At 39.0% G+C, this 12717-nt stretch carries 7 protein-coding genes; 1 reads left to right on the top strand and 6 read right to left on the bottom strand.

The window, feature by feature from the left end:
• Positions 1–154: 154 nt before the first annotated feature.
• The 3 genes from N773_RS0118935 to N773_RS0118945 all read right to left on the bottom strand — a co-directional run bounded on the left by N773_RS0118935 (position 155) and on the right by N773_RS0118945 (position 5703).
• A complete protein-coding gene (locus N773_RS0118935) occupies positions 155–646 on the bottom strand; it encodes a hypothetical protein (RefSeq protein WP_024859192.1) in 492 nt (163 codons plus the stop codon).
• 115 nt (positions 647–761) lie between these two features.
• Positions 762–4805 (bottom strand): DNA polymerase III subunit alpha, encoded by a 4044-nt coding sequence (gene dnaE / locus N773_RS21635; protein ID WP_024859193.1) that lies wholly within the window; start codon positions 4803–4805, stop codon positions 762–764.
• Positions 4806–4908: 103 nt separating this feature from the next.
• On the bottom strand, positions 4909–5703 hold the full coding sequence (locus tag N773_RS0118945; protein WP_024859194.1) for a CHC2 zinc finger domain-containing protein: 795 nt from the start codon (positions 5701–5703) through the stop codon (positions 4909–4911).
• Between the two features lie 515 nt (positions 5704–6218).
• Between N773_RS0118945 and N773_RS23130 the strand changes: the two genes are divergently transcribed.
• Positions 6219–9926, top strand: coding sequence for a dockerin type I domain-containing protein (locus N773_RS23130; RefSeq protein WP_024859195.1), 3708 nt, complete (start codon positions 6219–6221; stop codon positions 9924–9926).
• Between the two features lie 208 nt (positions 9927–10134).
• Here N773_RS23130 and N773_RS22755 read toward each other — a convergent pair whose 3' ends face one another.
• The 3 genes from N773_RS22755 to N773_RS0118965 all read right to left on the bottom strand — a co-directional run bounded on the left by N773_RS22755 (position 10135) and on the right by N773_RS0118965 (position 12696).
• Entirely contained in the window at positions 10135–10518 is a 384-nt protein-coding gene (locus N773_RS22755; protein ID WP_024859196.1) for a hypothetical protein, read from the bottom strand.
• A gap of 95 nt (positions 10519–10613) precedes the next feature.
• Positions 10614–11111 (bottom strand): DUF6431 domain-containing protein, encoded by a 498-nt coding sequence (locus N773_RS0118960; RefSeq protein ID WP_024859197.1) that lies wholly within the window; start codon positions 11109–11111, stop codon positions 10614–10616.
• Between the two features lie 256 nt (positions 11112–11367).
• Entirely contained in the window at positions 11368–12696 is a 1329-nt protein-coding gene (locus tag N773_RS0118965; RefSeq protein WP_024859198.1) for a hypothetical protein, read from the bottom strand.
• Positions 12697–12717 lie beyond the last annotated feature (21 nt).

A 12717-nucleotide genomic window follows, 5' to 3' on the forward strand; every position in this document is an offset into this window, starting at 1 on the left:
AAAGATTTCCGAATTCGAATTCATCTTAAGCTGCGGATCATTCAAGATCTGACCTAAAAAAGAAATATAATTGGCCTTTGCCATGTTTCCACCTCATTTAAATACTGTCTATATCCGAGAGACAGCAGATTGTTATTACATCCTCGGTAATGTATCAAACTACGAAATTAAGCGATTGTATGGATGTGTAGATGTCTGAAAGTCCGGATGATAATTCGATCGCTCTATCACTTGTGATATCGTTATCGGATAACTCATCGGATACTTCCTGCAGTTTATCTATAGCATCCTGCCAGTATGTAAGAGCATCTTCTCTGGTTCTTGAGTAGCTGTCAGGGGGATAAACATAAGAGAGATCCACTTTGTCTTCTTTTAAAGTCTCGATTGAAGAATCAATGGCGCTTATTTCATCTTCATACGAGCAAGAACCATCAGCTACATTTTTTATCTTTGCCATATGGGTATTGAGCTGTCCTGTTGCTACGGAAATTTTGTTTGCTATGTACATTGAGTATTCAAGCGCCGACAAATTTGTTTGTGTATAATAACTCGAAGGCTCTTTTTGTATTGCTTCTTTGCCGGAACTCCCGCATGCACTCAGGCAAGCAGCTAAAGCCACAAGACTCATGATAAGTTTTTTCTTCATTAGTATCACCTCCTCAGTGTGTTATTTTTTCTACAAATATATTATAGCAGAAAATTGTCTAAATAAAAAAAATAGCGAAGCTAATTTTTTTAGCCTCGCTTTTTTTGGGAAATAATTATTCCATTATCTGAACTTTTTGGGTTTTTAGATTTTTATCCATCAGTATAGAGGACTTAACTATCAACCCTTTATCTGTTCTTCGTATCTGTGAGAAGGTCTCATCGTATACAAGAAGATTGTAGCCTATCCCGTTCGGTGACTCATAATTTTCTGTTATATAATCGATAAGTTTCTTCTCACCTATCGTATTTGCCAGCAACATAGCAGAAGTTTTAAGAACGAGAAGTATTGAATACTGTTTTTTTATCGGCTTTTTGCCAATGTTGTTCGCGTAGAATTTTAAGATCTTTTCTTCGTCTGAATCATCCTCCTCGCTGTTTGAGAAAGACTGTACAGTTTCCTCTTTTATGAATCCTGTAAGACATACGACCTCATTTTCTACAAGCTTTTCTCCAAAATTTTCATAAGCCTTTGTGAAAACCATCGCTTGGATCACTCCGGTACCGTCATCAAGATTAAAGCTGCAGAAATTTTCTCCTGTTGATTTTTTGGTCAGTAAACGAAAATCTGTTATTAATCCGTATACTGTAATATCATTTCCGGGCTGAAGATCTTTGATCTTGACACTATTTTCCAGTTTATAACTGTTGATCGGATGGTCACTGATAAAAGTTCCCAATATATTCCTCTCTGCGGTCAATCTTCCGATCTTATCTTCGTAGCCCTGTTCGCAAATAAGGTCTTGATACTTTGTTTTATATTCATCACAGTTCTTTTCAAGCTCTCTTAGCTTTTTCTTGTCCTTTTCAGAAGCATCTTCGTTCATCTTTTCTGTCAAAACATCAATTTTTGACTGAATACTTTCTATTTCGCTTTTTATATCTTTTAAGCTTTCAACATAACTGAACATTGATTTCCTTGTCTGTCCAAAACAATCAAAAGCTCCACCGAAAACGAGATTTTTCAAGGTATCGATAGATAAATTAGTTCTTGAAATAAAATTTTTAAGTGACTTAAATTCTCCTTTCTTGCGTTCTTCGATTATTTTTTCGATATCTACGTCTCCGACACCTTTCATTCCGCTAAAGCCAAAAATGATAGAATCTTTTTCAGCTATGAACCCTACGTCTGATTTATTGATGTCCGGGATCTTAACAGTAAGTCCCATATCTCTGCTATTATAAATGTACATAGGCAGTTTGTCATATTTGGAATGTTCCATGACCGCAGCCATGTATTCGGTCGGATAGTGATATTTCAACCATGCTGTCTGATAAGCCACATAAGCATAAGCCGCTGCATGACTCTTATTGAATGCATAAGATGCAAAATCCATCATTTCGTCAAAGAGTATATTGGCATCAGCTTCATTTATTCCGTTAGCAATACAACCTTTTATTCCTCTTTCGGGATCTCCGTGCAGAAAAGATTCTTTTTCTTTTGCAAGCTCTTTCAGTTTTTTCTTAGACATCGCCCTTCTAACAAGGTCAGCCTGTCCAAGAGAATAGCCTGCAAGTTTTTTGAAGATTTCCTGCACTTGCTCCTGATATACAGTTTTGCCGTATGTGCCGTTAAGAATAGGTTTAAGTTCCGGTATTGTGTATGATTCCGGTTTTCTGCCGTGTTTTACAGCAATGATATCTGAAAGATACTGCATCGGGCCGGGTCTGTAAGCAGCAACAAGCAATATGATGTCTTCAAAAGATGATGGTCTGAATTCCTTAAGCATCTGTTTCATTCCATCAGATGAAAACTGGAATACAGCATCAGTATTTCCTGTAGAGAATATTCCCTCAAAGACTTCATCTTCAAAATGAACATCCGTATTCATATTGATCTTGCGTCTTGTGTTACGATAAATTTTTCGTAAAGTCGCTGTTATAATATCTAAGTTTATGAGCCCGAGAAAGTCCATCTTCAATAATCCGACTTCTGCTTCTGCCTCTTCTTTAGTACACTGTACTGCCCAGGCACCGCCGGTACTCATCAGCGCTACCTGATCGGACACGTTACCCGTATCCGATATGATGACTGCCGCAGCATGTCTTCCATAGTTGACGGTTAATCCTTCGACACTTGATGCATCTTCGATTATTTGTCTTTCTATGCTTCCTGCAGAGTATTTGCTGAGCATAAAGCTTTTTATGTCGCCTTTGCTTTTATCTGCCACATCGATTAGATCTGTAAAATGTTTTGCTCCTTTGGGGACTAATTTAGAGATTGCACGAACTCTCTGAACGTCATCGTGAGTTTTAGGGTTTACTCGTCCTGCAAGCAGGATAGCTGCTTTAATTCCGAGTGTTCCCTTTGTGGTAACTCCGCAAACGCCTTCAACTCCGTATTTTTCTCTCATATAATCAATACAGTCTTCTCTTACAAAATTAGCAAAGTCCGCATCGATATCCGGCATAGATACTCGTTCGGGGTTCAAATATCTTTCAAAGAAAAGATTGTACTTTAATGGATCAAGGTCGGTTATGCCGAGCAGATAACATACCAATGAACCTACAGCTGAGCCTCTGCCGGGTCCTATCGTATATCCTACACCTTCAGGGCAGTTGAATCCGAGTTTTCTTCCGAAATTGAGATAATCCTGAACTACCAGATGATAATGGTTATATCCCATTTTTCCGATTATTTCCAGCTCTGATTCCATTCTGTTGATATGTTCCTGATCCCATACTGTTCCGTCAGATGCTTTACCGCCTGGGTATCTTTTTTCTACACCTTCAAGAACAAGCTTTCTAATATAGGACGAGTCTGTTTCACCTTCGGGAAGATGATAAACAGGATAATGATGTTCTTTGGGAAGAACAACATTGCAATTGTCAGCTATAAGTCTGAGATTTTCAAAAGCCTGTTCAACGTCCTTTTTAGTGAGTATCTGAGTCAACGCTTCAGTTAGTTCTTCATCAGATTTGATGAAAAGCTGACAAGATCTTTCATCCAATGTTTCTATGGTTTTCTTGAAGGAGTCAGCTACAAGCATTTCTCTTCTTTTTGCGTCTGTTTTATAGGTATAGTGTGCATCGTTGGCAGGAACACATGGTATGTTCAATCCTTTAGCAATATTACATAGTCTTGGAAATACATACTGTTCATCTTCAAATCCATGAAATTGAAGTTCTATAAAAAAGTTTTCTTTTCCGAATAATTCAGAATAGTACAACGCTTCTTTTCTTGCATTTTCCAGTAAGGTTTTTTCATCAAGAAGCTTTGCTTCGTATTCCTTTACGATCGAGTCGTATTTTGTATAATTTGCAAAGCTGTCCTTTAACGGCTTTATTTTCGCTTTTATTTCATTTATGTGTTTTTTACATACTGCAAGTTCAGACTGAACAGTGATAAGTTCCTTAGCTGCAAGCTCTTTTCTTTCTATAAGATTGTCATAAGCTGCTTTTGCCTCGTCGTAGTCAGGTGTACCTTCCTTCTTTTTCATGTAATTTTCAGCTTTTTTAGTTGCCAGATTAGCTTCTTTCTTCAGTTCTTTTTGTTTTTCTTTCATTTCCTTATCTTTTTCGGAAGCATCCTCAAGCTTTTTTGAAAGTTCTATAAATATAGTAGAAGAAGGATTGTGATAATTCTTTCTTTTTTCTAATGCTTTATCTATGTTCTTCTGATACTTGTTGTTCTGTGTAAGCTCCGTCGCAATAACGCCCTGCACGCATGCTGATGTAGCTATTGTATGGTCATGCCCCATAGCGCCTTCTCCAAACCATTTTGTCAGGATAGCCTTATTCATAGTAGGTATGTCCTTTTTCATGGAAGGGATCGTCACCAGGCGCTGATTGCTTTCCGTAACTGCTTTTTCAATCGCTTTGTAGCCCTGCGCATCTTTAGCAAGAATAACAAGATGTCTTCTCGTTTCATCTTCATCTTCTTTTATATATGCTTCCACACCGGGGATACCCTTTATGTTTTCTTCTTCGCATGCCTTCATAAACTCGAATATTCCTGTAAGTACACCATGATCCGTTAATGTTACAGCAGGTGCATCAAGCTCTTTAGCTCTCTGTACAAGTTCTTTCGGAGTCTGTGCTCCATCTTTAATTGAGTTGTCCGTATGGTTATGCAATAATAATGTTTTTATTTTTCCCATTTTAATACCTCCATTCATCAATACGGGATTCTATATATAATTATAGGTGAAAACTGACTACAACAAAAAAGACATTTTCAAATGAAGAAAATGTCTTTACTGATCATAATGAAGACAAGTCTATTAAACTTTGATTTTTGAGCACCGGGATCTTTATTCTCGACTCTTCTCCGCCTATATTTTTATATATAGTACGAAGTGTTTCAAACTCAATTTTTATAACATCATAAGAATCAGCTGCATAGGGCGAATTTTCCCAGATATCGAAAATTTTCTTCAATTTTTCATACTTCCTGAAAATTGCATTTTCTATTATTTTCAGGTATAGTTCATAATTTTGGGATGCTATCTTTTTTAATGGGTTTGTGAGGTATGTTTTTTCAGTGAAATAAAATAATACTTCATTTTCATACGTTACCGGGGTCGCATTAAGTTCTGATGCTAAATCAAATTCGTCAGGTTCGATCAATTCAGAGACTCCGTAAACAGCAAAATTCTTGATCCCTAAAAAATCTTGCTCTTTTTGAGAAATTATTCTTCTTAATACATCTTTTTCTCCGTTATTTGAAGTGTATTCCTTTCCTTCTTCTATGTAAGACGGTTCTATTTCTACGAAGTTGGATAAAAACTTTACCGCTTCCAGGAAGGAGCACCCTGTTGCTTGCTGCACGAGTGTAAGCGCATCACCTTTATTGCCGCAGCTTTTACATATAAAGTTTTTGTGATTTTTGGTTATGTAGCAATTTCCGATATGTTTGTCGTACTGGCCGCCTCGGTGATTTGGACATCTTATTGCCCAGTGACTTCCCGATCTCTGCATATCTATATCCAGTTCTCTTGCGAGATCCACAAGATCGCAGGCATCTTTGATGTCTTCAAGATTTGTGATCAGTTTCATTTGCATTCCCTCCACTTCTCATAATAATCACTTACAATTATTATACGAGGAAATTTAATGAAATAAAAAGAAGGATCATTGTCACCGCTCCTCCAAAATGTCATCCAAAAGTGAACGTATCCTGTCAAAGAAAGATACTTTATTTTGTCAATGAAAAAACATCGTAAAATAAACTGACTGATCAGGTATCTGCAAAGCGCGGATGCCTGATTTTTCCTTTCATTCTGCACAACTCCACACCTGAACTTTTGTCACCATCCCCAAGGTTTATGTTATAAGTTCAAATTTATTTCACATTTGCTTGACAGATTAGTTAAACAATGATAAAATAATTATATGAATGAAATGTTAAGTATCCAAAAAGAAAGTTGACAAAGCCATGCTGGATCATTATAATCAGACAGACAGGGCATAACTGCGCCTTTTTTTTCAAAAATGTTGATCAAAACGTATTCATTGGGATACGTTTATCCCTTTGGTGCGTTTTTTATTTGTAAAAAACAGGAGGTATTGATATGACTATCAGAAATTCGTGGAAACGTGTTATCGCAGGCACATTGGCTGTGCTTGTTGTGGCAGGTAATGTGCCTGCAAACGTGGGTACGGGAGGACTTTTCGTAGGAACGAGCATTACGGCTTATGCTGATTCTGTATCAGAAACTCATGTTATAACAAATTTAAATTTTAGCGATTACTTTGATGAAAACGGTGTTCTGAAGGATACTGTGCCGGAAGGATCAGTGCTCGATTTTCAAGGCGAATTTTCAGGAGAACTATACAATAAAATTACCATCAATAAAAAGGTGACAATCACTTCAACTTCTGATACAGTTGCGAAATTTGACGGCACCGCAACGGAATTAGGTGCTGATATGACTTTCAATATTGTTTCTGGTGCCGATTATACCACCATCAGCAATCTGGAATTTCTGAATTGCAGACTTGTTATTCAGGGCGCTAAGTATGTGACAGTCGATAATATAGATATATCGGTCAAGGACAAGCGAGTAGGTAGTGGAGTAGGCTTCTTTACAATGTATGGTGGAACCAGCGATGTAGTGGTAAAGAATTCTTATATTGAGGGCAGAAATAATGGCGGCTCATCCTGTGTGATTATTGGCAAGGGAGCAGATCACATTACTTTTGAGAATAATACAATCAAAGCCTCTGGAACTGTTGGAAATATGTTTAATGTAACTCCTTTCAATCTCCAGGGTGACACTAACCCCGGATATGTTACCTTAAAAAACAATAACATAGAAAGTGATGCCGGTGGTGGTATAAGCTATGCAATAGCGCTTACAGGCGAAGGACATATCCTTGAAGGTAATAACATAAAGTGGAAGAATACAGCCATCAATGCTGGATACGGATTAAGCCTTACAAAATGCACCTACAAAAACAATACAGTTACCAATGGAGGCAGTATAAATATAGGTAGCTTCAGTACAGCTGAGGGGAATATCACAGACGGCAACGTTTCCCTTCAAGAAGGTGCTATCTTTACGGATAATACCGTGGGCGGTAAACTGACAGTAAGTCAGAAAGATACACAGATAAAGGAGAATACCTTAAAAAGCGATGTTATCTTCAATAACAATGCCAATAACACGAAATTTGAAAAGAATAATGTGACAGGAACTGTAACAGTAAACAACACGTCAAAAGGAAACTCACTTACAGAAAATATAATTGTTTCAACCGGAGAGTATGCTGTTATCCTGAGATCAACGGCAGCAGATTCAAATACTTCTGTTGTGAACAATACTCTTGTTTCTAAAGATAAAATCGGTGATGACGCAGTAAACCGTGGAACAGGTTCCGGTAATATAATTCAAAACAATGATAGCAGCGGCTATATTGTTTTACTGGATGAATGGGTACAGCCTATAGCTGATATGACCTATACCGGGTCAAATTTAGAACCTGAAGTAGTAGTTAAGAATGACAACACTACATTGACTCAGGGAACAGATTATCTGGTAGCCTATAAGGACAACAAAAATGCAGGAACAGCCACATTGACCATCACTCGTGCAGAAGGCTCTGTTTATGCCGGAAAAGCAGAGAAGACTTTCACTATAAATAAGGCAGATCCGACACCCGATGCAGTAACAGGGCTGACAGCAGCTTACGGAAAAACACTTGAAGATGTTGCACTTCCTAACGGCTGGACTTGGGATGCTCCTGAAACAAGTGTGGGCAATGCCGGAAATAATACATTCTCCGCTACTTTCACTCCCACAGATACAGCAAATTATAATAACGTTAAGAGAGATCTGACTGTCAATGTAACACCTATCCCTGCAGCTACGACAGCTGTTGATACTCTGAATGCGACCTACGGACAGACACTTGCTGATGTTACATTACCAACTGCCAATAACGGTACATGGACTTGGAAAGATCCTACGACAACTTCTGTCGGAAATGCAGGTACGCATACATTCACAGCTGTATTCACACATTCAAGCACGAACTATACTGCGGTAGAGCAGGACGTGACGATCAATGTTGCAAAGGCAAACCCCACACCCGAAGCAGTAACAGACCTGAATGCTATCTACGAGCAGACACTGGCAGATGTTACACTCCCTACTGCCAATGACGGTACATGGGCTTGGAAAGATCCTACGACAACTTCTGTCGGAAATGCAGGCACGCATACATTCGCAGCTGTATTCACACCTACTAATACAAACTATAATACAGTAGAACAGAACGTTACTGTTAATGTTGCAAAAGCGAACATGACACCTAATCCAGTATCGGAAAGGAATGCGACCTACGAACAGACACTGGCAGATGTTACACTTCCTGCAGCCAATGACGGTACATGGGCTTGGAAAGATCCTACGACAACTTCTGTCGGAAATGCAGGTACGCATACATTCATGGCTGTATTCACACCTACAAATACAAACTATAATACAGTAGAACAGGACGTGACTGTTAAGGTCGCAAAAGCTGACCCCACACCCGAAGCAGTAACAGGTCTGACAGCCGCTTACGGCAAGACACTTGAAGATGTTGCACTCCCTAACGGCTGGACCTGGGATGCTACTGAAACAAGTGTGGGTAATGTAGGTGATAATGCTTTTGCAGCTACCTACACTCCTGATGATACAGCAAATTACAATACGCTCAATCAGGACCTCACAGTGACAGTTGTTCCCGTTAACAAAACTGCTCTGAACGATGCACTCACAAATGCAAATAACTATCTTGACACTATCAAGAACGATGCAGACTACGCAGCACCTTCTTCGGATCTATCAACTGCAATTTCTACAGTAAATGCAGTTCTGACAAATGATAACGTCACCGAAGCACAGGTAGCACAGGCTATAACTGATGTAAACAACGCTGTTACAACTGCAAAGTCTGACGTTAAGGATATTGACGATACAAAGGCAGCACAGGCTGTGACCAACAAGATCAATGCGCTTACTGCTGCTGAAAATGTATCAACCGCTGACAAGACAGACATCGAAGCTGCAAGAGCTGCTTATGATGATCTGACAGAAGATCAGAAGGCAAAGGTTTCCGCTGACACTCTTGAAAAGCTGACCGATGCTGAGACAGCCCTCGCAGCAGCCGAAAAGGATGCTGCAGATCAGGCAGCAGCAAATGATGTAACAAGCGCTATCAATGATCTGCCCGCAGCAGAAGATATCACAACTGCTGACAAGACAGATATCGAAGCTGCAAGAAAGGCTTATGATGAGCTGACCGACGATCAGAAGGCAAAGGTTTCCGCTGACACTCTTGAAAAGCTGACCAATGCTGAGACAGCACTCGCAGCAGCCGAAAAGGATGCTGCAGATCAGGTAGCAGCAAATGATGTTACAAGCGCTATCAATGATCTGCCCGCAGCAGAAGATATCACGACTGCTGACAAGACAGATATAGAAGCTGCAAGAAAGGCTTATGATGAGCTTACTGACGATCAGAAGGCTAAGGTTTCCGCTGAAACAAAGGCAAAGCTTGAAGCAGCTGAGGAAGCTCTTGTAGCAGCCGAAACACCCATTATCAAGGGTGACGTAAACTTTGACGGTAAGATAAATGTTACCGACATAGTTAAGATAGCAGCTCATGTTAAGGGTAAAAAATTACTTGATAAAACCGCAGCAAGAGCCGCTGATGTTAACGGTGACAGCATAATCGATGTAACCGACATCATCATGATCGCAGCTCACATCAAAGGCAAAAAATTATTATAATAAATTCACCTGTTATTTCTAATGAATATGCCCACATCGTTTATTACGGTGTGGGCGTATTTTTTTGCAGAAGCAGAGAGACAGACGCTCCCCGTAAAAAAACTTGGTTCAAAATGGAAAAGGTTCATAAGGGCATGACGAGCAGATATAGCCGTCATTGTTGTGCAGTTCATGTCGATCAAGAATATCAAGGATCTCCATAGTGATATCATGCCGGCTTATTTTTTTTGCAATCATCCTGCTCGGAGAGCATTTTAAAATACTCAAATACCTCTCGCCTTGCTTTTGAAAAATCCAGTCGGCGCAGCAGCCAGATCAGTACAGCATCATGGAGCAGTTCTTCTGTCATGAACTTTTCACCCCCCGTGACCTCGTTTTTAAGCACTATATCCACCGACTTGCTGTCAATGCAGGTCTGCTTCATCTGTGAACCATAGATCAACGATTGGGTACAGGCGCGGTTGATGGCACGAGGGTTCCCACCGGAAAATTCAAAGATAGATCGCATAGCATCCTCAGTAAATATCGGGGCGTTGTGTCCGGAATATTTCAGCTGAGATTCAATATATTTCTTTGTATCCGAAAAATCCATAGGCGTCAGAAAGCACTCAATATCTACTCTGCCGAGTATAGCACGGTATGCTGAAAGCTTCAGCTTGTCCCAAAGCTCGGTCTGCCCCGAAAGGATCAGTGAAACAGGGTTTTCCGAAGGGTCGGGTGTTCAAGTTTCAGTCTTCTTACGATTGCAGAACCGAATACTAAAAAGCCTTTTACCCAGCGACAAATGCGTGCTGCTGTGTGATCATCAACGAACTCATTTATTGCATCACAAATAGCAGCGTAGATTTTGGCACTTAAATGCTTGAACGGAACAACAAAATCCGGAAGTTCACAATGATAGTGATAGCATTTAGAACAGTAAAAAACTCTCATAGAGTATTTTTCACGCTTTCGGCTATTTTCACGGAAAACAAAACGTCTGCATATGCCGTTAAATCTCATATGATTACCGCACTCGGGGCAAACTGCTTCTTCTTTACCGAAAATATAATGAATATCGTCCTTTACAAATGCGGAAAAACTCGATACAATAAACATAGTGTAGACGATAGCCGAGTTATGACCGCGGATCATATAAGCAAAACGGCTATCGTTTTTCCTTTCTGAAATATGGTTATTAACCATTATATCATATTTCCTAATAAATTAAAAGACGGTATCCTCCCGGACACAAGGTCGGGAAGATACCGTTTTGTTTTTTGTTTATCGCTGTTGTTTTCTCAGGAGCATTCTGCCTTGACAAATAGAGTGGTCAGCTTGACAAAATAGAGTGTCTGCACCTCGACAGAACGATTCCCTGAATAACAAGATACGTTCACTTCTGGATGACAAATAAAGGGAGCGGTAACAATCATTTTATGAAAACGATCCTTCAAATAGGTCATGAAAAATAATCTACATAGTCATCTGATGTTTCCGTACCAAAGAAATTAATCCTGGAACCCTTTTCTGAATCAAAGCCAAGTCCGGTAAAATCAAAATAAATAAGTTTTCCTATTTCATTATTTTCATCCACAATTTTTCTTGCCTTAAGTTTGATTTTTATCTTACCCGAATAATCTCCCGTCTCGGGGTCGGCTACAAGCAGATCTCCTTCGGGAGTATAACCATACACGATGCCTACACTTTCTCCTTCTTCAGGGCCAAACAAAGAAACGTATACGCACTTGTTACTTTCTATAAATTTCAATACAGAAGAAAGGTCAGCTGCTGTGTTTGTGTTTTTGGTCATTCTGTCCTTAAAATCATTTGTGTATTTTAAGACCTTAACATCTGTAATAATATTTTTGCTCTCAGAATCACTGAACAAAGGTGTTTTTTGGCATTTCAAGTACGTCTTCCCCTTTGCCGGCAAAACAAAAGCAAGTGTATTCCCAAAGAAAGCGTTTTTTAATTTGTAATTTGTACCGAATGCAGAAAATGTATACTTGTATTTCGGCTTATTATCCAGGATAACGATATAACTGTCTTTATTTATGTAATAAGCATCTTCAACTTTTCTGTATTTCATCTTTTCGAGTTTTTGTGCTTTTGTATTGTAGTTATACACGTATTTGTGCAAGGTCTCTGGGAACTGAGCCCATCCTTTAAAATTTCTGATATAATATCCGTTCTTATCTTTGATGACATAGCCATTTGCCTTATCCTCATAACTATCCGCCCATAATATCACTCCGTCGTCTTTATACGGATCACTTATAGTTTTACCCTCAGCTTTATCCTTCTTTTTAACCGCTTTTATAAGCGGATCAGCTTTTACCGGATCTGTATTAAGTGCAAGTTCAACTTTATCGCCAAAGCCGTCACCATCTGTATCGTCACTGAATATATCCGTTTTTGATAAAATTTCATAAGAATTAGTTATTCCATCTCCGTCGAAATCTTCATCAGGATAATTTACGGCAGCTTTTTCATTAAATTCAATGGCTTTAGGGTCTATAGGCAAAGAGTAATACTCTTCTTTTTCTGTACCTGTGATCCATGATGGAATATATACAGAAAGCAAAAATACTGCGACCGAGACAGAAGCAATAGACAGTCCTTTCTTGGTTCTTCTTGATACATTAAATTTTATGAAGCTATCAGATAATTTTTCAGCTTTATCTGCAGTGTATTTTGAACCTTTTTTGAGTTCGATTTTTGTGCGGTTGAATATTTTATCCTTATAATCCTCAAGTTCCCTTCTTCTAAGTGGATTAAAAAAAAGCATACTATCCCCTCCTGTTATAAT

This window comes from Ruminococcus albus AD2013 (assembly GCF_000526775.1).
GTDB classification, from domain to species: domain Bacteria; phylum Bacillota; class Clostridia; order Oscillospirales; family Ruminococcaceae; genus Hominimerdicola; species Hominimerdicola alba_A.